The following is a 19803-nucleotide window of genomic DNA, read 5'->3' as shown; positions in this document are numbered from 1 at the left end:
GAATGTCCTACGGCAGGGCTGGGCAGGACGATGCCATGTGATCGTCTTCGGCGCCAGGGCGGGACCCCCACAACGGGGAATGCCGCGATGTGGTTCACCTACAGGTGAACGCTGGCTGAACGCGCGGTACGGCGGCCGGGAGCAGTGGAAGGGTGGGCGCCATGGATTCTCGGGACCTGGTGCGGTCGGTACGGATGGTCGGGTCCGCGAACGGCCTGCGGACACTGCGGTCCGCGTGGCGCAGACAGCGCACCGACGGGCGGGACCTGCCGCGGCGGGGAGCGGAACGGGCCCGGGTGCCCGGCCCCGCGCAGGGGGTGGAGCCGCTGCCGGGCGGCGGGGTGGTGCGGTTCACCCGCTCGTCGCTGCGGGTGCGGGTCGCGGTGGGCGGCGCGGTGTTCTGCGGCTGGGACGGGGCCGAGCCGGAGCCGTCGTACGCGCTGTGGGGGTCGCCCCGGACGGATTTCGGGGGAGAGTGCCCGCCGGTGGACACCCGCGTGGAGCTGGAGAGCGACCGCAACGGGGACGGCTGGCGGGTCGTGTCGGAGCGGGTGACGGTGCTGGTCTCGCGCCACGGTGCGGTGGAGTTCCGTACCCCGGGCGGCGTACTGCTGCGGCGCGATCTGCCGCCCCGCTGGTGGGATCCGGCGGGCCGGGAGCCGGGTGACCGCACCCGCTGGGTGCAGCGTTCGGAGACCGCCGCGGACGCGTGTGTGTTCGGCCTGGGCGGCCGGGCGTCGGGACCGCGGCTGCGGGAGGGCTCGTACCGGCTGTGGAACACCGACCCGGGCGGTTCCTTCGGCCCCGGCGACGACCCGCTGTACATCACCATGCCGGTGCAGATGGTGGTCGCGGACGCCAGCTGTCATCTGGTCTTCCACGACAACACGTGGGACGGCCATGTGACGCTGCGCGACGGGGAGGAGGGCGCCGGCTCCGGGCACGACCGGCCGGGCGGCTGCGAGCTGCGGGTCGACGGCGGGCCGCTGCGCTACTGGGTGCTGACCGGCTCGCCGGCCCGGATCCTGGCGGGCTGGACGGCGCTGACCGGCCGGCCCGCGCTGCCGCCGCGCTGGGCGCTGGGCTACCAGCACTCGCGCTGGGGCTTCGGCAGCGAGCAGGAGGTCCGCAGGGTCGCGGCGGGCTTCCGCGAGCGCGGGCTGCCGCTGTCGGCGCTGCACCTGGACATCGACCACTACGACGGGCACCGGGTCTTCACCGTGGACCGGGAGCGGTTCCCCGATCTCCCCGGGCTCGCCGCGGAGCTGCGGCGCGACGGGGTGCGGCTGGTGTCGATCGTCGATCCGGCGGTGAAGGCGGAGCCGGGCAACCCGGTGTACGACAGCGGGACGGCCGCCGGGGCGTTCGTACGGGACGCCCGGGGCCAGGAGGTGCGCGGCGTGGTGTGGCCGGGCGAGGCGGTCTTCCCGGACTTCACCGACGCGCGGGTCCGCAAGTGGTGGGGAGCGCTGTACGCGGAGCGGCTGGCGCAGGGCTTCGCCGGGGTGTGGCACGACATGAACGAGCCGGTGTCGTTCGCCGCGTTCGGCGAGCCGACCCTGCCACGGTCGGCCCGGCACGCCCTGGAGGGGCGCGGTGGCGACCACCGCGAGGCCCACAACGTCTACGGGCTGGCGATGACCCGCGCCGGCTACGAGGCGCTGCGGGAACTGGAGCCCGACACCCGGCCGTTCCTGTTCTCCCGCTCCGGTTGGGCGGGCATGCAGCGGTACGGCGGGACGTGGTCGGGCGATGTGACCACCGGCTGGTCCGGGCTGCGGGCCTCGCTGTCGCTGGTGATCGGGCTGGGGCTGTGCGGGGTGCCGTACTCCGGGCCCGACGTCGGCGGTTTCACCGGAACACCGTCCCCCGAGCTCTATCTGCGCTGGTTCCAGCTCGGTGCCTTCCTGCCGTTCTTCCGCACCCATTCGGCGATCACGGCGGGGCGGCGGGAACCGTGGGAGTTCGGGCCGCAGGTCGAGGAGCACGCGGCGGCCGCGCTGCGGGAACGGAAGCGGCTGCTGCCGTACTTCGACACCCTCGCCCACGTGGCACGGCGTACCGGCGCACCGTACGTCCGGCCGCTGTGGTGGAACGACCCGGAGGACCGCAGGCTGCGCGGCTGCGGGGACGCCTTCCTGCTGGGCGACGCCCTGTTGGTGGCCCCGGTCCTGGAGCGCGGCTCGGTCACCCGCGCGATCCGGCTGCCGCGGGGCCGCTGGTACGACACCGCGACCGGCACCGCGTACGAGGGGCCGGGACAGATCCTGCTGGACGCGCCGCTCGGCCGGATCCCGGTGCTGGCGCGGGCCGGAGCGGTCCTGCCGGTGACGGGCGACGACGGCGCCGTGGAACTGGAGGTGTGGGCCCCGGTGGCGGGGCGCACCGGCGGCGGGATCCTCTTCACCGATGAAGGCGACGGCTGGGCCGCACCGCTGGTGGAGCGCTTCACGACCCGGCTGGCCGACGGGCAGGTGGTGGTGGAGCGCGACGGGGAGGACGAGGTGGGCCACCGGGTGCGGGTGCGCGGCCTGCCGGAGTGACGGGGGTGACGGAGTGACGGGGGTGACGGAGTGACGGAGTGACGGAGTGACGGAGTGACGGCCGCCGACGGGACGGCCGTCGGTACGACGCTCTCAGCGGGCTCCGGGCCGGACCGTCCCGTCGCCGTGTTCGCCGTACCCGCCGTCGAACCAGCGGCGGACCGCCAGGGTGTGCAGCGGGAACGCCAACTCGGCGGGCTCGTACAGCACTTCCCAGCCCTCGGTCTCGTCGGTGGGGACCGACGCCGGCAGGTCGGCGGCGTCCCGGAGCGGCAGCAGCCCGAAGACGAGCAGGAACCCGCCCTCCGCGTCGGTGAGGGTGTCGGCGAGCGCGGGGTCGGCCGCGGCCACGATCCCGGTCTCCTCGAGGAGCTCCCGCACCACGGCCTGCTCCCAGGTCTCACCGTGGTCGATGAATCCACCGGGGAGGGCGAGGAGTCCGCGGCCGGGCTCGATGGTGCGGCGGATGACGGCGAGCCCGGTGCCCGCGTCGTCGCGGACCGGGAGCAGCGTGATCGCGACCGGCAGCGGGTTGCGGTAGGCGGTGGCGCCGCAGGCGGCGCAGGTCCGCGGCCATCCGGCGGCGGGGCCGAACGCCGTTCCGCAGGAGGAGCAGTGGGAGTCCTTCTCACGATCGGGCACGCCGGGACTGTATCCGATCACCCGCACCGGGAGCATCAACTCCGGGATCACCCGCCCGCGTCACCGATCCGCGACACTGTTCCGCGTCAACGATCACGCCTGGCCCGAACGATCACGCCTGACTCCGTCCGACACATCCGTCCGACCGCTGGAGGACCCATGCCACGACTCACGACCGTGCTCCGCACCCTCGCCGTGTCCGTCGCCACGCTCATCGCCGTCACTGCGGGCACCGCCGCCGCACCGGCGCAGGCACGGTCCGGGGACGGGCACGGGGGCGGCGGGCCGAAGGCCCCCAAGGCGTTCGTGGCGCTGCGGGACGTCGACCCGACGATCCTCCAGGAGATGCGCTACGCCACCGCGCACAACTTCGTCGGGGTGCCCATCGACGGCTACCGGCAGCCGATCTGCCTCCTGACCCGGCCGGCCGCCGAGGCCCTGCACGCGGCGCAGTTGAAGCTGCTGCGCCGCGGGTACTCGCTCAAGGTGTACGACTGCTACCGGCCGCAGCGCGCCGTCGACCACTTCGTGGCGTGGGCCAAGGACCTCGACGACCAGCGGATGAAGAGCGAGTTCTATCCGAATGTCGACAAGTCGCGGCTGTTCGAGGACGGTTACATCGCGGCCAGGTCCGGGCACAGCCGGGGCAGCACCATGGATGTGACCATCGTGCGACTCTCGGGCGGGAGCGTCGACATGGGGACCCCGTTCGACTACTTCGACACGCTCTCGCACACCCTGGACCCGCGGATCCAGGGTGTGCAGCGGGAGAACCGCCTGCTGCTCAAGGGCACCCTCGAAGGACTGGGCTTCGTCAATCTCGCCGAGGAGTGGTGGCACTACACGTACACACCCGAGCGGTTCCCCGACACGTACTTCGACTTCCCGGTCTCCCGGCGGTCCCTGACGTCCGCGCACGTCGGCCCGTAGGACTCCAGCGCGACGGGTACGGACAGCGCCTCGCCGACGGCGGCCGACCAGGCGGCCGGGTCGGCACCGGGGGTCTCCCAGACGGCCGGTCCGGCCGCCTCCAGACGGGCCGTCAACCCGGCCTGGCGCCCCAGATCGCCGGGGGCGCCGGCCGGCAGGCGTTCGACCAGCCGGCCGTCCATGCCGTAGGCGCGGGCGATCCGCAGTCCGGGGCAGCGGGCGGGGGCGTCGAGATGGGTGACGGCCAGCGCGTCCACTCCCCCGCAGACCTCGACGGCGTAGGCGTGCGCCACCGCGTCGAAGTGCCCGGTGCGGAACGCGCCCTGCCAGCGGCCGTGACCGTTGTGCGGTTCCGGCAGCTCCCGGGCGAGTTCCGGGTCCTCGGTGACGAGCGGTCCTGGACCGTGCCGGGTGGTGTACGTGCGCACGACACCGAGCTTCAGCGCCGTGCCCGCGCCGCCCGCCTCGGCCAGCAGCGTCTCGGCGTTGGCGAAGGTGGTGGTCGACCATGTCGTGTACGGGTGGAAGCCGTGCCACTCGTCGAGGAGGACGCCCTGCGCGCCCTCGAAGACGACCGGCCCCTCGGCCAGCAGCCGCGTGAGATGCCCCTCGCCGGCCAGGGTGACCGCGCGGGCGAACGCCGCGAAGGCGTCCGCGCAGTGCTCGACGGGCGGCGTCGGCAGCCGCCCCAGCTCGTCGGACAACCGGTCGCGCAGCAGCCCGAGTTTGCGCAGCAGACGGGGACGGGAGACGCAGTCGCCCACCCGGGGCGCGTCCTCGGGGTGGGCGAGCGCGTAGGCCGCGGTCTCGCCGATGCCCATCCCGCACGAGCCGTGCCGCTCCCCGCCGCGGGCCTGTTCGCGCAGCCGGTTGGCGGCCGCGTGGTACGGGGTGGTGAGCGCGGCGTCCCGGTCGACGGTGAGCAGCGACAGCGGGTCCCGGACGCCGAGCGCGGTGAGGTGGTCCGCCTCGGCGGCCAGTGCGAGCGGGTCGACGAGCATGAAGCGGGACAGGTACGTGGGTGTCCCGCGCAGGGTGCCGGAGCCGAACTGGGCGAAGGTGTGGTGGCGTCCGTCGGGTGTGACGACGTTGTGCGCGGCCTGGGCGCCGCCGTTGAAGCGGACCACCGCCCGGACCGGCTCCGCCGAGCAGAGCCGGTCCACGACGGCACCCTTGCCCGCGTCCCCGTAGCCGAGGTCGGCGACGATGGTGTGCATGGTCCCTCCGGGGTGGTTCGTTGGTCGCTTCGGCGAGGCGGTCGCCTCCGCGCGGTGCGGTGCGAAGGTCGGGGGCCCGCCGGGGTATCTCCTCGGGCGGCGAACGCGCGTGTCCGCTCGAAGGTGCGGGTCGGGTTCGTCCGCCGCCCTGCGGGGACACCCCGCCGTGCCCCCGCCGGCGCGTCCCTGTTCAGCTCACAGACGCGTCGTACCCGCGACTCCGGTGGTGTTCGCGCCGTCGATCAGGGGGGCGCCTGCGGCCGGGCCGGTGGCGCGGTCGCGGCCGATCGCGGCGAGGGCCTTACCGACCGAGGCGCCCGCGTCCGAGCCGACGTCGTCGAGGTCGGCGAGCCCCTCCGCGAGGTCGATGGCCTCCTCGCCGAGACCGATGGTGAGCGCGATCGTCTCGCAGACCGCGTCCAGGTCGTCGAGTTCGATGACGTTCTGGCCGAGCAGCTTGCGCCACAGACCGAGGACTTCGGTGTTGCCGACGTACGAGGACCCGGCCGGGAGGATGTAGTACACGTCGAACTTCCGGCGCAGCTCGGCGATGATCACGGTGATCGGGATGTCCTCCCGCAGGTCGTCGCCGATGACGTCACGGACCTCGCGGGCCTTGACCTTGCCGTACGGCATCTCGTCGCCGATGAGGAACAGATAGCCGCGCCGGCCGCGCTTCTCGTGGCAGTCGATGGAGGTGTGCCGGGCCATCGCGTACATGGCGAGCTCGTACGATTCGGTCATCTGCCCGCCACCACCGCCCTCCAGCAGGATGTTGCCGAGGTCGTTGTCCATCCGGTTGTCGGACTCGAACTGGCCGAGCTGCAGCGGCACCCGGTCGCAGGTGGCGTCGCCGACCGCGCCGAAGAGGATCTGCGGGTGCTCGACGTAGCCCTTGCGGAGCAGCAGCCCGAACAGCTCGGGCAGTTTGGTCTGCAGTGTCTGCGGGACGGACCGCATCGAGCCGGTCACGTCGAAGAGCACCGAGATGGCGACCGATGCGGGGTGCTCCACCGAGTCCCGGCTCTCGCGGACGGTGAGGTCCTTGGGGTCGAGGGACGGGTGCGCCGTCCAGGAGCCGCGCGGGGCGGACGAGGTGACGTGGTCGCTGTACGCGAAGGCACCGGCGCCGGATGCGGCGCGGTAGCGTGCGGCGGCGTCGTAGACATTGGTCGACCAGCTTCCGCTGCCCATGGTGTTCCCCCTTGTTGATGTGTTCGGGTGTAGTTGTCGGTTTGTCGCTATGCGGCCGGCATCGTGAACGGGCGGAAGGTGCGCGGCCCGTAGAGCCGGTCCAGGAGCTCGTCCAGCTCGGCGAGCAGCCGCCACGCGTCGTGCGGCCGGCCCGCCTCACCGGGGAGCGTGCAGCCGCGGATGAAGGCGGCGAGCGGCTTCGGGGTGCGCTCCCCCATCAGGTGCTCCATGCAGCGCGCCGCGAGGTGGAGGTCGGTGGCTTCGGTGACCGGCCGCCGGCCGGGGATCTCGGGCGGATACCGGTCTCGGTGCCGCTCGATGAGGACCGGCGCGGTGGTGCCGGTGGCGGTCGCGTAGCACCAGTCGACGAGCACCAGCCCGTGCAGCCCGGGGTGGATGAGGACGTGTTCGGGGAAAACCGCGCAGTGCACCAGCCGGGCCCGGTGCGCCCAGCCGAGCGCGACCAGCAGCCTGCGCCACATCCAGACGGCGTCCAGCGGGTCGAGGCCCCCGGGGTATGCGGCGGCGACCTCGGCGAGGCTGTGGAAGCCGTCCAGCGGTTCGAGCGCGTTGACCCGGCGCTCGGTGCCGCCGGTGTCGCGGTGCCGGAACGTCTCGATCAGCCGCGGGGCGTAGGCGCGGTGGCGCGGTTCCGCCTCGGTGTCGAGGCGGGTCAGCACAGCGGCCTCGTGCTCGATCAGATCGTTGTCGTACGGCTGCAGCGGGATCTTCAGCAGCGCGTCGTGCCGGGTGCCGTCGGCGCGCCGGTAGGAGGCGCGGCGCAGTACGGCGAGGTCGCCGGTGGCCTGCGGGTCGCCGAGCCGGTACGTGTGCCGGCGGGTGGTGACGGTGCGGGGTGCGGGGTTCGCGGCGTCGAGGTACTCCCGCCACCGCTCGGCCAGGGCCAGGAAGGCGGCGGAGGCTTCCGGCCGGCGGCCGGGCGGCGCGGTGTCGGGGTGCAGCAGCCGGGCCAGCCGGCGGTGCAGCCGGGTGGCGGCCGCCAAGTCCTCGGGGAAGCCGTGGCGCAGGGCGTCCAGTGCCTGGTCGAAGGTGTGGACGGCGCCGCTGGTGAGGGTCATCGGACGGTCTCCTCGCGGTCCGGGCGCAGCAGGGCGGGGTGCAGGAGGCGGGCGTCGCCCGCGCGGTACAGCCGGGCGCGCGGGCCGCCACGGACGCTGCCGTGGGTGGCGGTGCCTCCGGTGGACTCGACGAAGCCGGGGACCGAGAGCACTTTGCGGTGGAAGTTGCCCGCGTGCAGGGTCGCGCCCCAGACGGCTTCGTAGACGGCGCGCAGTTCGGAGATGGTGAATTCCTCGCCGAGGAAGGCGGTGGCCAGCGGCGTGTACTCGATCTTCGAGCGCGCGCGGTCGAGGCCGTCGGCGAGGATTCCGGCGTGGTCGAACGCCAGCTCGGGGCCTTCGGGCCGGCGGCCGGGACCACCCCCGTGGGCCCCGGACCGCCGGCCCTGTTCGTTGGGACGCGGGTCCGCCGCGTCCGGTTGCCATCCGGGTCCAAGTTCTGCGACGGAGATCCACGCGGCCGCCGCGGCGTCGCTGCCGGCCCTCGCGTCCGGGAGGTCGGGAGCGAAGGCGAGGTGGGCGACGGAGACCACGTGCATCCGCGGGTCGCGCTCGGGGCGGCCGTACGAACCGAGCTGTTCGAGGTGCACCCGGCCGAGCCCGTCGGCGGCGTCGAGACCGGTCTCCTCGGCGAGCTCCCGGGCCGCGGCCTCGCCGAGCGATTCGCGTCCGGCCCGGACGAATCCGCCGGGCAGCGCCCAGGCGCCCTCGAACGGCGGCGCGCCCCGGCGGACCAGCAGCACATGGAGGGCGCCTTCGCGCAGCGTCAGGGCGACCACGTCGACGGTCACGGCGATCGGGTCGAAGGCGCGCGGGTCGTAGGCGGCGAGGAAGCGGTCCTCCTCCTGCTGCGGTGCCATGGCTTCCCCTCGTCGAGTTCTTCTCACATTGAGTAATTCTCTGTTCGAGAAGAACTTAGCACCGCCCTCTGACGGCGTCCAGGTGTTCGGGGCCTGTCGGCCGGGCGGGCCCCGGGGTTAGCGTGCGGACATGACGCAGCGGACATTCGATTCGTTCGAGGATTTCTGGCCCTACTACGTGGCGATGCACTCCCGGTCCGCCACCCGCTGGGTGCACCTGACGGGGACGCTGACCGGGCTCGCGATCAGCGCGTACGGGCTGGCCCGGGGGCGCCGGCGGTATCTGGCGGCGCTGCCGCTGATCGGCTACGGGACGGCCTGGCCGGCGCACTTCCTGATCGAGAAGAACAACCCGGCCTCGTTCGGCCACCCCGCCTGGTCGCTGCGCGGCGACGCGAAGATGATCGCGACGATGCTGGCCGGCCGGGACGCGGAACTGGGCGACATCGCCGCGAAGTGGCTCGCGGAGCAGCCGCAGGACTGACCCGGCCGCGCACGCGCCTTCCGGACGACCGGGCCCGGCGCCCGGCCCCGGCCCCGCCATTCCCTCTCCCGCCCTGCCGTGGCAGACTTCTGACGAACCGTCAGATTCAAAGGGGAGGCGGCACGTGGCGCGAGCGCGCAAACCTGTGGTGGCCGGCTGGTTCACGGAGGCCGGACCGCACACGGACGACGGACCGGCCGCCCAAGGCACCGGCGCCGACCAGGACTTCCGGCTGATCGGCACCCGCTGCCAGGACTGCGGTTCGGTGTTCTTCCCCCGGGAGGACACCTTCTGCCGCAACCCGGCCTGCTCCGGCACCACGCTGGAGGAGACCCCGCTGTCCCGGCGCGGCCGCGTCTGGTCGTACACCGACGGGCGCTACCGGCCGCCCGCGCCCTATGTCTCCGACCCCGCCCGCGAGTGGGAGCCGTACGTCCTGGTCGCCGTCGAACTCGCGGCGGAGCGCATGGTGGTGCTCGGCCAGGCCGCCCCGGGCACCGCCCTGGCGGACCTCGCCGTCGGCATGGAGGTCGAACTCGTCCCCGGCGTGCTCAACGAGGACGACGAGACCACCTGGACCACCTGGCACTGGCAGCCCCTGGGAGGCGACCGATGACGGACGACGTGGCAGTGCTGGGCGCGGGCATGCACCCGTGGGGCAAGTGGGGCCGGTCCTTCACCGAGTACGGCGTCGCCGCCGCCCGCGCGGCCCTCGCCGGCGCCGGGCTGGCCTGGACCGACATCCAGCTCGTGGTGGGCGCGGACACCGTACGCGGCGGCTATCCCGGCTATGTCGCCGGTGCCACCTTCGCCCAGGCGCTGGGCTGGCAGGGCGCCCGCGTCACCAGCGTGTACGCCGCCTGCGCGTCGGGCGCGCAGGCCGTCAACGCCGCGCGGGCCCAGATCCTGGCCGGGATGGCGGACGTCGCCCTGGTCATCGGCGCGGACGCCGCGCCCAAGGGCTTCTTCGCCCCCGCCGGCGGCAACCGCCCCGACGACCCGGACTGGCTGCGCTTCCGTGTGCTGGGCGCCACCAACCCCACGTACTTCGGCCTCTACGCGCGCCGCCGCATGGCCCTGCACGGCGACACCCTGGAGGACTTCGCGCAGGTCAAGGTGAAGAACTCGACAGCAGGCGCCGCCAACCCCAACGCCCGCTACCGCAAGGCCGTCTCGGCGGAGGAGGTGGCCGCCTCCGCGGTCGTCGCGGATCCGCTGCGGCTGCTCGACATCTGCGCGACCTCCGACGGGGCCGCCGCGGTCGTGCTCTCCAGCATGGAGTTCGCCCGCCGGCACACCACGGACCCGGTGCGGATCCGCGCGGTCTCCACCGTCACCCCGTCCTATCCCAAGACCGTGCTGGACCTGCCGGACTTCGCCACCGACTCGGCGGCCGCGGTGGAGCCGCCCGCGCTGGGACTGCGGGCATCCATCGCGGCGGCCGCGTACGAGGAGGCCGGGATCGGCCCGTCGGACCTGGACCTGGCCGAGGTCTACGACCTGTCCACCGCCCTGGAACTCCAGTGGTACGAGGACCTGGCGCTGTGCGCGCCCGGCGAGGGCGCCAAGCTGCTGCGGGACGGCGCGACCGCGCTCGGCGGCCGGATCCCGGTCAACACCAGTGGCGGACTGGCCTCGTTCGGCGAGGCGGTACCGGCCCAGGCCATCGCCCAGGTCTGCGAGCTGACCTGGCAGTTGCGCGGTCTTGCGGGTGACCGGCAGGTGCCGGGCGCCCGGGCCGGGATCACCGCCAACCAGGGATTGTTCGGCCACGGCTCCTCGGTGGTGGCCGTGCGGTGAACCGTTCGCGGCCTTGACGCTCCATCACACCAGGTGAACACTTCCGGTGGTGCGCAGGCCCGCGGGAGGTCCTTTTCCACCGCTGGTGATGTCGCGCGCGCTCTTCGGATGGCACAAGCCCGGTCAGTGCAGCCCGCACGAAGGAGCCCGCCATGCATTCCAACGGAGACGTCTTCCTGGGCGAGATCATCGGTACCGCGATCCTCATCCTGTTCGGCGCCGGGGTCTGCGCGGCGGTCACCCTCAAGCACTCCAAGGCGAGAGCCTCCGGCTGGATCGTGATCGCCTTCGGCTGGGGCTTCGGGGTCCTCGCCGGGGCGTACACCGCCGGGCCGCTGTCCGGTGGCCATCTCAACCCGGCCGTCACCCTCGGCATCGCCATCGACACCGGCCAGTGGGACCAGACCCCGTACTACCTGGCGGGACAGCTGATCGGCGCGATGGCCGGCGCGGCCCTGGCCTGGCTGGCCTACTACGGCCAGTTCGCCGCCAACACCGGCCAGGACGAGGAACCGCTGGGCACCCTGGGGATCTTCTCGACCGTCCCCGAGATCCGCGTCCCCTGGCAGAACCTCGTCACCGAGGTGATCGCCACCATGGGACTCGTGCTGCCGGTGCTCGCCATCCCCGGCAACAAGGGCCTGGGCGAGTCCGGCACCACCACGCTGATCGTCGCCCTGCTGGTCGTCGGGATCGGGCTGTCGCTCGGCGGCCCGACCGGATACGCCATCAACCCGGCCCGCGACCTGGGCCCGCGCATCGTCCACGCACTGCTGCCCATCCCCAACAAGGGCACGTCCGACTGGGGTTACGCCTGGGTGCCGGTCGCCGGTCCGCTGATCGGCGGCGCGCTCTCGGGGGCCCTCTACAACGCCGCGTTCTAAGGGAAGCCGTCATGAGCGACGAGTCCGTCACGTACGTAGCCGCCATCGACCAGGGCACGACCTCCAGCCGGTGCATCGTCTTCGACACCGACGGCTCCATCGTCGCCGTCGACCAGCGCGAGCACCGGCAGATCTTTCCCCGGCCCGGCTGGGTGGAGCACGACGCCACCGAGATCTGGTCCAAGGTGCAGGCGGTGGTGGCGGGCGCGCTCGCCAAGGCCGGACTGCGCGCGGACCAGCTCAGCGCGCTGGGCATCACCAACCAGCGGGAGACCACGGTGCTGTGGGACCGGGCCACCGGCCGGCCCGTGCACAACGCGATCGTCTGGCAGGACACCCGCACCGCCGCGCTCTGCGACGAACTCGGCGGCCAGGACGGCCAGGACCGCTTCCGCGAGCTGACCGGGCTACCGCTGGCCAGCTACTTCTCCGGGCCGAAGGCGGCCTGGCTGCTGGACAGCGTGCCGGGCCTGCGGCGGCGCGCCGAGAACGGCGAGATCGCCTTCGGCACCATCGACTCCTGGCTGATCTGGAATCTGACCGGCGGTGTCAACGGCGGGGTGCACGTCACCGACGTCACCAACGCCTCGCGCACCCTGCTGATGAACCTGGAAACGCTCCAGTGGGAGCCGTCGATCCTCAGCGCGATGAACATCCCCGAGGCGATCCTGCCGGAGATCCGGTCCTCCTCCGAGGTCTACGGCACCGCCGTCGGCCAGCTCGCGGGGGTGCCGGTGGCCGCCGCGCTCGGCGACCAGCAGTCAGCCGTCTTCGGGCAGACCTGCTACGAACCCGGCGAGGCCAAGAACACCTACGGCACCGGCAGTTTCCTGCTCCTCAACACCGGCACCCGGCCGGTGCCCTCCAAGAACGGCCTGATCACCACCGTGGGCTACCAGCTCGGCGGGGAGGCGCCGGTGTACTGCCTGGAGGGCTCGATCGCGATCACCGGCGCCCTGGTGCAGTGGTTCCGCGACCAGCTCGGCATCATCCGCTCCGCCGACGAGATCGAACCGCTGGCCGCCAGCGTCGCGGACAACGGCGGCGCGTACATCGTGCCCGCCTTCTCCGGTCTGTTCGCCCCGTACTGGCGCTCCGACGCGCGCGGGGTGATCACCGGTCTGACCCGTTACGTCACCAAGGCGCACCTCGCGCGGGCGGTGCTGGAAGCGACCAGCTGGCAGACCCGCGAGGTCGTCGACGCGATGTACCAGGACTCCGGGGTGCGGATCACCTCGCTGCGGGTGGACGGCGGCATGACCGTCAACAACCTGCTGATGCAGCACCAGGCGGACGTCCTGGGGGTGCCGGTGATCCGGCCGGTGGTCGCCGAGACGACGTGCCTGGGCGCCGCCTACGCGGCCGGCCTCGCCACCGGGGTCTGGCCGGACCTGGACACCCTCAAGGCGCACTGGAAGCGCGACACGGAGTGGACCCCGGGCATGGACGAGCAGACCCGGGAGCGCGAGTACCGGCGGTGGAAGAAGGCCGTCGAGCGCAGCTTCGGCTGGCAGGACGAGGACGGTCAGGACGACCGGCCCTAGACCTTCGGCATCAGGTGGCGGCGGGCTCCCGGCGGTCCGCCGCCACCTTCGCGGCATGCTCGACCACGGTGATCAGCACCTCCTTGGCGGAGGCCCGGTCCCGCGCGTCGCACATCACGACCGGTACGTGCGGGTCGAGGTCCAGCGCGTCGCGGACCGTCTCCGTCGCGTGCTGGGTGGCGCCGTCGAAGACGTTCACGGCCACCGTGAAGGGGATGCCGCGCCGTTCGAAGTAGTCGACGGCGGCGAAGCAGTCCTCCAGGCGGCGGGTGTCGGCCAGCACGACCGCGCCGAGCGCGCCCTGGGCCAGCTCGTCCCACAGGAACCAGAAGCGGTCCTGTCCCGGCGTGCCGAACAGGTAGAGCACCAGGTCCTCGCGGAGCGTGATCCGCCCGAAGTCCATGGCGACGGTGGTGGTGCTCTTCGCCTCGACACCGTGGATGTCGTCGACCGGCCGGCCGGCCTCGCTGAGCGGTTCCTCGGTGCGCAGCGGCCTGATCTCGCTGACCGCACCCACCAACGTCGTTTTGCCGACCCCGAAACCGCCCGCGACCAGCAGCTTGAGCGCTACCGGATCGGGGGCGGACCTGCGGCGTCGGTCAGAGCGCCCGAAGCCCATTGATCACCTCTCGGAGAATGCTCTCGTCCGGCAGTTCAGCCGGCGGAACAGGCATGCTGACGTGGACGAGTTCCGCGTCCAGCAGGTCGCCGACGAGCACGCGCACCACGCCCACCGGCAGATCGAGATCGGCCGCCAGCTCGGCGACCGAGGTCGCCATCAGCTGGCAGCGGTCGACGATGTCGAGGTGCTCGGGCGACAGCGTGTGATCGCCCTCGGCCGCGCCGTCCTCGCCCTCCGGCTCGGTCATCACCAGGGCGATGAGGTCGAGCCGGCCCTCGGCGGCGTGGCTGGTGCGGCCACGTGTCATCGCGTACGGACGCACCACCGGGCCGGCGGCGTCGTCGTACCATCGGTCCTTTTCTGAAGTCATGTCACCCCGTACCCGTCCTCAGGTCATGCCGTCAGCCGCTGAGGGCCGCGCCGCTGTCGGTGCGGGGCGCGGTGCCCAGGTGGGCGCCGACCCGCTTGACCAGCAGCGCCATTTCGTACGCCACCTGCCCGACGTCGGAATCGGCGTCGCTGAGTACCGCGAGACAGCTGCCGTCGCCGGCCGCGGTCACGAAGAGGAAGGCGTCGTCCAGCTCCACCATGGTCTGCCGGACCCCGCCCGCGTCGAAGTGCCGGCCGACGCCCTTGGCCAGGCTGTGGAAGCCGGAGGCGACGGCGGCGAGGTGTTCCGAGTCCTCGCGGGTCAGTCCGTCCGAAGCGCCGATCGCCAGGCCGTCGCCGGAGAGCACCAGGGCCTTGCGGATGCTGGCCACGCGGGTGACCAGGTCGTCAAGGAGCCAGCTCAGCTCGCGTGTCGGGCTCGATGGTGCGGTCATCGACCGTTCCCCTCAGGAGTCGTTCTCGGTGCTGTTGGTTCGTCGCCCGGGCCGTGCGGGCCGACGCTGTCTTCTGCGATGTCGTGTTCGCGCCCACGCTGCCAGCCGCGCTGCAGCGCGGCCATCCGGTCCCGCACCTCGTCGGCGGTGCGTTCGCGCGGTGCCCCGGCGCCGGGCCGCACCGCGGTCCCGGTGTCCTGCGACGCGGATTCGACGCGCAGCTGCGGGGCGAGGTTGGCCTGCCGGACGCGCTTCGGCAGCAGGGCCGCCGTCGGTGCCGACGGGCCGGACGGCTCCGCGGAGCGGGCCGCAGGGACGGTCGGCGGGGCGACCGGGCGGCCGCGGTCCGAGACCAGGACCGGGGCGGTACGCCGGCGGCGCGGCAGCGGCAGCGGTTCGCCGTCACCGCCGTCCGGACCGGGGGCGACGGGTTCGGGGGCGATGTCCGGTACCTGGACGTGCTCCCTGCCGTTCTCGCTCCCGGCGGTCTCGAGTCCCCACTGCCGGAAGGAGAGTTCGGTTCCGGTCGGGTCCATGTCGATCTCCTCCGCCCCGAGGATCCCGCCGAGGCGGGTCGCTCCGGTGTCCTCACCGGCATCGGTGAGCAGCGTGGCCGGGATGAGGACGACCGCTGTGGTCCCCCCGTACGGCGACAGGCGCAGGGAGACACGTACGCCGTGCCGCTGCGCGAGCCGGCTGACGACGAAGAGGCCGAGGCGGTCGGTGTCGGACAGTTCGAACTCGGGGGTCTCGGCGAGCCGCAGGTTCGCTTCCAGCAGCGCGTCCGGGGTGAGGCCGAGGCCTCGGTCGTCGATCTCCAGGACGAAGCCGTTGGCGACGTGCTCGCCGTGCACCCGGACCGCGGTGTGCGGCGGGGAGAACACGGCGGCGTTCTCGATGAGTTCGGCGACCAGGTGCGTCACGTCGGCGACGGCCGAGCCGGCCACCGCCAGCCTGGGCAGCCTGCGGACCTCGATGCGCTCGTAGTCCTCGACCTCGGCGACCGCCGCGCGCACCACGTCCATGAGCTGGATGGGCTTGCGCCACTGCCGGGAGGGCGCGGCACCGGAGAGGATCACCAGGCCCTCGGCGTGCCGCCGCATACGGGTGGTCATGTGGTCGAGCCGGAAGAGGTCGGCGAGTTCCTCGGTGTCCTCGGTGCGCCGCTCCATGGCGTCCAGCAGGGTGAGCTGGCGGTGCAGCAGGACCTGGCTGCGGCGGGCGAGGTTGACGAAGACGTCGGAGACGCCGCGCCGCATGTCGGACTGGCGGACGGCCGCCTCGACGGCGGCGCGCTGCAGGGTGTTGAGGGCCTTGCCCACCTGCCCGATCTCGTCGTCGGTGTACTCCAGCCGCGGCACCTCGGTCTCGACGTCGACCTTCTCGCCGGCGGCGAGACGCCGCATGACGCGCGGCAGCCGGGTGCCGGAGACCTCCTGGGCCTCCTTGCGCAGCCCGGACAGGTCGCGGATCAGGCTGCGGCCGATGCGTACCGAGACGAAGATCGAGGCGAAGACGGCGATCAGGCCGAGGCCGCCCGCGACGGCCGCCATGATCAGCAGCTTGAGGGCGTAGGGCTCGGCGCGCTTCTTGTGCAGGTCGCCCGACTGGACGCCGATCCGGTCGAGGTCGCCCAGCGCGGTGGTCGCGGTGCCGAGCCAGGAGGCCCGGTCGGCGGCGCGCGGCGCGGCGGCGGCGCCCGCGGCGATCACGGAGTCCTCCGCGGTGCGCAGTGCCTTGCCGGTGGCGCCCCGCCAGAACTCGTCGTAGAGCGTCCGCTCGTCGTCGGGAAGGAGTTTGAGGTTGTCGTCGTAGTAGTCCCGCTCCTCGCCGACGGCGAAGGTGAAGGAACGCAACTCCTGCGGGCTCATCCGGCCGGCGCTGATGGCCGCGGCCATCAGCGCGTCCTCGCGGCTGATCGCCTCCCGGGCCCGGGTGATCACGATGAGGGCGCGGCCCTGCCTGTCGAGCGACACGTTGTTCAGCGGGCTGAGCGAGTCGAGGAAGTCGTAGCAGGGGTCGACCATCGTGTTGTAGGCGCCGAAGGCGTCGTTACGGGTGATGGTCTGGCCGTCGACCTTGGCGCGCAGCGCGGGCAGTCCCTCGAACCCCTGGGTCACGGCGTCCAGTCGGAGCTTGGCCTCCCCACTGAGGTCGGACCTGACGCCCGAGTCGAACGCGTTGGTGCGCAACTTGGCGAAGACCTTGTCGGTGACGGCTTCCTGCTTGGCCAGCCCGGCCTTGAAGTCCGAACGGCGGGGGTCGGCCAGGTACAGGATGGCGGCGCGCCGCTCCTGCTGCAGGGCCTGGACCGCGTCCTCGGTCGGGTAGCCGACGTCGTTGACGATGCGCTCGATGTCCAGCAGACCCCAGACCTCGCGGCCGGTGAGCGTGGCGGCGAATGCCCAGATGGCTGTGAGCGACACCAGCGGAATCAGCAGCAGCGCCACGATCTTCCGGCGGATCGTCGTACCGCGAAAGCGCATGGCCTCCCCAACGTCAGCCCCGTTCGGGGGGTGTTCGATCGCATGGAATCTGCGCGAGCCTACTACTGCCTCACAGGTAACTCGAAAGCCAGTCCGGTGGCCGGAGTACGTCGGCCAGATTTTCCGATGGCTTGTTTTCGGGTTTAATCCGGGCAACCCGGATGGCAAGGTGGTGCGGGACACCCCGGTTCGGGCGCGATGCACCGTTGCCGCGAGTGGCTGGAAAGGTACTGCGGAATGTCGAGGGCGATTTGCGGGCAGTCACCTTCCATGGACACAGAACCCCTCTCCCTGTGGGTCGAAGATCCCGTCGGTACCCCGCGGATGGCCGATCCTGTCCGGGCCGCTGCCGTCCGTGCCGTGATGATCGCGTCCGTGACCCTCATAGAAGCGGTGATCACCACGCTGCTGACCTTCGGCGGTTCCTGGTGGTCCGCTCCGGCCATGATCTTCACCGTGGTCAGCACGATCGTCGCCACCTGGGCGGTGCTGGACGTGTGGGTGACCCGGCAGGTGTGGAACCAGCGCAACGGCGTGGTCTCCAGCCCGAGCAGCGCCGCGCGGGCGCTGCGCCGGGAGCGGCGCAGGGCACGGCGCAGGGAACGGACCGCGGCGAAGCCGAAGCCGCGCGGGCACATACCCCGGTCGCTGTCGCGGGCCTGAACCGGGCGTGCGGCGGCCCCTGAACCGGCCGTGAAGGACCCCCGAGGCCGGATCCGGACCCTGGGATCCGACCGTCGGCCCCCGCTCCTGCCCCGGCCCGACACGGCTACCGGGGATGTGGCTGCGGCTACCGGGGCTGCGGCTGAGCTTCCTGCGACGCGGCCTCCTGCGGCTGCGGTTGGGCCTCTTGCGGTTGCGGTCGCGACTGCTCCGGCGGGCGGCGGAACATCCGGGTGGCCGTGATCTCCCCGTGCACCGTCTCGCTGCCGGTGTCCTGGACGGGCAGACCGGGCCGCAGATGCTCCTCGACGGTGATGTACTTCAGCCCGGCGCGCAGGTCCGCGTCGTTGCGCAGCCGGACGACCAGCGGGAACTCGGCGAGCGCCGTGGTGTCGAACAGGCCGGTGGTGTAGATCAGCTGGACGCCCAGCGCGTCGGCGACCGCCCGCTGCAGCTCCAGCAGATACGTCGCGTTGGCCCGGCCGATGGGGTTGTCAAGGAAGAGCGTGCCGGCGTGCCGGTGCCGGTCGCGGCCCCGGTCGTTGCTGCGCAGCGCCGCCATCGTGCAGTAGAGCGCGATGGCCGCGGTGAGCAGCTGGCCGCCGGAGAACACATCGCCCATCTGACCCACCGGGACGCGCTCCGCGCGCAGCACGGCGTCCGGCTTGAGGATCTCCACGGAGATCCCCTTCGGCTGGAGCGCCGCCGCGACGCCGCGCAGCAGCAGGGACATCCCGTCCCGGCGCAGGTCGGAGTTCTTGCGGACGGCGGAGCTCGTCGCCTCGTCGATGACCTCGCCGAGGCGCTCGGTGAGCGCCGCGTGGTCCGGGTCCTCGAACCGGATCCGCAGGAACTCCTGCCCGGACCAGTCGCCCAGCCCCTCGGGGAGTCGGGAGAGCCGCTGGGCGGAGCGCAGGGTGGCGAGCGAGGACTCGACGAGGCCGCGCAGCCGGTCCACGATGCTGTCGCGGTTGCGCTCCAACTGCTGCATCTCGTCGGTCAGCACCCGCAACCGCGGCGCGAACGCCACCGCCCAGGCCGCCGCGTGCTCGGGCAGTCCGGCCGCCGGCAGTTCACGGATCTGCTGCCGGGCCGGGGTCCTGACCTGCTCGAACCGGGCGGCGTTGGCATGGCGCACCAGGATGTCGGACGCCTCGCGCAGCTGCGATTCGGCCGCCGAGAGGTCGGTGGCGCAGCCGCGCAGGCTCCGGCGGACCTCGGCGGAGACCGTACGGGCCTCCTCCAGGGTGCCCGCGTAGGGCTCGGGCTCCGCTTCGGCCTCCTCGTGGGTCGCCGGGCCGTCCCTGAGCAGATCGCGCAGCAGCGCGGCCAGTTCGTCGAAGCCGCCGGCCGCGTCCTCCGCGGCCCGGTGCGAGCGCACCAGGTCCGCGTGCGCGCCCCGGGCCTCGTCCAGTGCCTCGGTGCGTGCGGCGAGTTCGCCGTTGGCGCCGCGCAGCAGCTCCTGGGCGTGCCCGGCGTCGCGCGGCAGCAGTTCGGCGGGCAGCTCGGTGTGCGACTCCCCGGTGGCGGGGGCGAGCCGCTCGGATTCACCGCGCAGCCGGCCCAGCTGCTCGCTGGCCGCCGAGGCGCGGGCCTCGATGGTCTGGACGAGCTGCTCGGCGCGGGCCGCGGCGGCCTGCCGGGACGGGCCGTCGGCGCCGTCGGAACCCTCCAGGAGCTGGGCGGCGCGGCTGCGGACCTTGTTGGTCAGCCGGTCCAGTTCGGTGAGGGCCGAGCTCTCGGTGCTCTCCGCGCGGGCCTGTTCGGCGCGCAGGTCCGCGCCGACGCCGACCTGCTCGTACAGCTGCGAGGCCGCACGGTAGGCCTCGCGCAGCGCGGGGAGCGATTCGCCGGAGGGCGGCGCCGTGTCCCGCGCGGGCTCGTCGGGCGCGCCCGCGATCTCGGAGCGTTCGGCGCGCAGCACCCGGGCGGCTCGATGTGCCTCTTCGCGCCACCGGCGGCGGCCGACGCGGTCCTCGCCGCGCTCCGCTCCCACCCGTACGGCCGCCAGGCCGCCATCGTCGGCACGGT

The 19803-nt window shown here is 72.9% G+C and carries 17 protein-coding genes and 1 pseudogene; 8 read left to right on the top strand and 10 right to left on the bottom strand.

The features are described 5' to 3' along the window. Positions 1–161: 161 nt before the first annotated feature. Positions 162–2543, top strand: coding sequence for a glycoside hydrolase family 31 protein (locus G3I60_RS41280; RefSeq protein WP_164298983.1), 2382 nt, complete (start codon positions 162–164; stop codon positions 2541–2543). Positions 2544–2636: 93 nt separating this feature from the next. On the opposite strand, the gene G3I60_RS41275 is transcribed toward G3I60_RS41280, so the two are convergent. Continuing rightward, positions 2637–3221 carry an NUDIX domain-containing protein gene (locus G3I60_RS41275; RefSeq protein WP_164298999.1) on the bottom strand — a complete coding sequence of 195 codons (585 nt, stop codon included), beginning with the start codon at positions 3219–3221 and terminating at the stop codon, positions 2637–2639. A 123-nt stretch (positions 3222–3344) separates the two neighbouring features. Between G3I60_RS41275 and G3I60_RS41270 the strand changes: the two genes are divergently transcribed. Beyond that, a complete protein-coding gene (locus G3I60_RS41270) occupies positions 3345–4115 on the top strand; it encodes a M15 family metallopeptidase (protein WP_164298984.1) in 771 nt (256 codons plus the stop codon). Here the strand turns inward: G3I60_RS41270 and G3I60_RS41265 are convergent. From G3I60_RS41265 to G3I60_RS41250, 4 genes are all read right to left on the bottom strand, one after another. Next, the gene (locus G3I60_RS41265) at positions 4025–5332 is read right to left on the bottom strand and encodes an adenylosuccinate synthetase (protein WP_164298987.1); all 1308 of its coding nucleotides are present in this window, start codon (positions 5330–5332) and stop codon (positions 4025–4027) included. The two genes, G3I60_RS41270 and G3I60_RS41265, sit on opposite strands and share 91 nt — an antisense overlap. 195 nt (positions 5333–5527) lie before the next feature. Continuing rightward, on the bottom strand, positions 5528–6526 hold the full coding sequence (locus tag G3I60_RS41260) for a hypothetical protein (RefSeq protein WP_164298988.1): 999 nt from the start codon (positions 6524–6526) through the stop codon (positions 5528–5530). A gap of 47 nt (positions 6527–6573) precedes the next feature. Continuing rightward, positions 6574–7605 carry a molecular chaperone DnaJ gene (locus G3I60_RS41255; RefSeq protein WP_164298990.1) on the bottom strand — a complete coding sequence of 344 codons (1032 nt, stop codon included), beginning with the start codon at positions 7603–7605 and terminating at the stop codon, positions 6574–6576. Continuing rightward, complete coding sequence (locus G3I60_RS41250; protein WP_164298991.1) at positions 7602–8465, bottom strand: NUDIX domain-containing protein; 864 nt, start codon at positions 8463–8465, stop codon at positions 7602–7604. Before G3I60_RS41250 ends, G3I60_RS41255 begins: the two co-directional genes overlap by 4 nt. 130 nt (positions 8466–8595) lie before the next feature. On the opposite strand from G3I60_RS41250, the gene G3I60_RS41245 reads away from it, so the two are divergent. The 5 genes from G3I60_RS41245 to glpK all read left to right on the top strand — a co-directional run bounded on the left by G3I60_RS41245 (position 8596) and on the right by glpK (position 13177). Continuing rightward, entirely contained in the window at positions 8596–8949 is a 354-nt protein-coding gene (locus G3I60_RS41245) for a DUF962 domain-containing protein (RefSeq protein ID WP_138357792.1), read from the top strand. Between the two features lie 232 nt (positions 8950–9181). Beyond that, positions 9182–9565 carry a Zn-ribbon domain-containing OB-fold protein gene (locus tag G3I60_RS41240; protein ID WP_232485782.1) on the top strand — a complete coding sequence of 128 codons (384 nt, stop codon included), beginning with the start codon at positions 9182–9184 and terminating at the stop codon, positions 9563–9565. Beyond that, on the top strand, positions 9562–10749 hold the full coding sequence (locus tag G3I60_RS41235; protein ID WP_164608469.1) for a lipid-transfer protein: 1188 nt from the start codon (positions 9562–9564) through the stop codon (positions 10747–10749). Before G3I60_RS41240 ends, G3I60_RS41235 begins: the two co-directional genes overlap by 4 nt. 152 nt (positions 10750–10901) lie before the next feature. After that, complete coding sequence (locus G3I60_RS41230) at positions 10902–11633, top strand: MIP/aquaporin family protein (protein WP_138357789.1); 732 nt, start codon at positions 10902–10904, stop codon at positions 11631–11633. Between the two features lie 11 nt (positions 11634–11644). Continuing rightward, positions 11645–13177 carry a glycerol kinase GlpK gene (glpK, locus tag G3I60_RS41225; protein WP_138357788.1) on the top strand — a complete coding sequence of 511 codons (1533 nt, stop codon included), beginning with the start codon at positions 11645–11647 and terminating at the stop codon, positions 13175–13177. A 10-nt stretch (positions 13178–13187) separates the two neighbouring features. Here glpK and G3I60_RS41220 read toward each other — a convergent pair whose 3' ends face one another. The 4 genes from G3I60_RS41220 to G3I60_RS41205 are packed head-to-tail and all read right to left on the bottom strand — an operon-like array spanning position 13188 to position 17109. Further along, on the bottom strand, positions 13188–13796 hold the full coding sequence (locus G3I60_RS41220; protein WP_138357787.1) for an ATP/GTP-binding protein: 609 nt from the start codon (positions 13794–13796) through the stop codon (positions 13188–13190). Beyond that, entirely contained in the window at positions 13777–14169 is a 393-nt protein-coding gene (locus G3I60_RS41215; protein ID WP_138357786.1) for a DUF742 domain-containing protein, read from the bottom strand. Before G3I60_RS41215 ends, G3I60_RS41220 begins: the two co-directional genes overlap by 20 nt. A gap of 31 nt (positions 14170–14200) precedes the next feature. Further along, positions 14201–14623 (bottom strand): roadblock/LC7 domain-containing protein, encoded by a 423-nt coding sequence (locus G3I60_RS41210; protein ID WP_138357785.1) that lies wholly within the window; start codon positions 14621–14623, stop codon positions 14201–14203. Continuing rightward, complete coding sequence (locus G3I60_RS41205) at positions 14620–17109, bottom strand: nitrate- and nitrite sensing domain-containing protein (protein WP_164608468.1); 2490 nt, start codon at positions 17107–17109, stop codon at positions 14620–14622. Before G3I60_RS41205 ends, G3I60_RS41210 begins: the two co-directional genes overlap by 4 nt. 270 nt (positions 17110–17379) lie before the next feature. On the opposite strand from G3I60_RS41205, the gene G3I60_RS41200 reads away from it, so the two are divergent. Next, a complete protein-coding gene (locus tag G3I60_RS41200) occupies positions 17380–17772 on the top strand; it encodes a hypothetical protein (RefSeq protein WP_164298994.1) in 393 nt (130 codons plus the stop codon). 127 nt (positions 17773–17899) lie between these two features. Here the strand turns inward: G3I60_RS41200 and G3I60_RS41195 are convergent. Next, positions 17900–19803: pseudogene (locus G3I60_RS41195) on the bottom strand (hypothetical protein); the annotation flags it as partial.

This window comes from Streptomyces sp. SID13666 (assembly GCF_010548325.1).
Classification (GTDB): domain Bacteria; phylum Actinomycetota; class Actinomycetes; order Streptomycetales; family Streptomycetaceae; genus Actinacidiphila; species Actinacidiphila fildesensis.
This window is presented reverse-complemented; position numbering and strand designations above follow the sequence as displayed.

Bases quoted from the DNA above. Each gene is read 5' to 3' on its own strand.
- G3I60_RS41250 (WP_164298991.1), bottom strand. From the start codon at position 8,465: ATGGCACCGCAGCAGGAGGAGGACCGCTTCCTCGCCGCCTACGACCCG.
- G3I60_RS41235 (WP_164608469.1), top strand. From the start codon at position 9,562: ATGACGGACGACGTGGCAGTGCTGGGCGCGGGCATGCACCCGTGGGGC.
- G3I60_RS41215 (WP_138357786.1), bottom strand. From the start codon at position 14,169: ATGACTTCAGAAAAGGACCGATGGTACGACGACGCCGCCGGCCCGGTG.
- G3I60_RS41270 (WP_164298984.1), top strand. From the start codon at position 3,345: ATGCCACGACTCACGACCGTGCTCCGCACCCTCGCCGTGTCCGTCGCC.
- G3I60_RS41265 (WP_164298987.1), bottom strand. From the start codon at position 5,332: ATGCACACCATCGTCGCCGACCTCGGCTACGGGGACGCGGGCAAGGGT.
- G3I60_RS41275 (WP_164298999.1), bottom strand. From the start codon at position 3,221: ATGCTCCCGGTGCGGGTGATCGGATACAGTCCCGGCGTGCCCGATCGT.
- G3I60_RS41230 (WP_138357789.1), top strand. From the start codon at position 10,902: ATGCATTCCAACGGAGACGTCTTCCTGGGCGAGATCATCGGTACCGCG.
- G3I60_RS41200 (WP_164298994.1), top strand. From the start codon at position 17,380: ATGGACACAGAACCCCTCTCCCTGTGGGTCGAAGATCCCGTCGGTACC.
- G3I60_RS41210 (WP_138357785.1), bottom strand. From the start codon at position 14,623: ATGACCGCACCATCGAGCCCGACACGCGAGCTGAGCTGGCTCCTTGAC.
- G3I60_RS41255 (WP_164298990.1), bottom strand. From the start codon at position 7,605: ATGACCCTCACCAGCGGCGCCGTCCACACCTTCGACCAGGCACTGGAC.
- G3I60_RS41220 (WP_138357787.1), bottom strand. From the start codon at position 13,796: ATGGGCTTCGGGCGCTCTGACCGACGCCGCAGGTCCGCCCCCGATCCG.
- G3I60_RS41280 (WP_164298983.1), top strand. From the start codon at position 162: ATGGATTCTCGGGACCTGGTGCGGTCGGTACGGATGGTCGGGTCCGCG.
- G3I60_RS41260 (WP_164298988.1), bottom strand. From the start codon at position 6,526: ATGGGCAGCGGAAGCTGGTCGACCAATGTCTACGACGCCGCCGCACGC.
- G3I60_RS41245 (WP_138357792.1), top strand. From the start codon at position 8,596: ATGACGCAGCGGACATTCGATTCGTTCGAGGATTTCTGGCCCTACTAC.
- G3I60_RS41205 (WP_164608468.1), bottom strand. From the start codon at position 17,109: ATGCGCTTTCGCGGTACGACGATCCGCCGGAAGATCGTGGCGCTGCTG.
- glpK (WP_138357788.1), top strand. From the start codon at position 11,645: ATGAGCGACGAGTCCGTCACGTACGTAGCCGCCATCGACCAGGGCACG.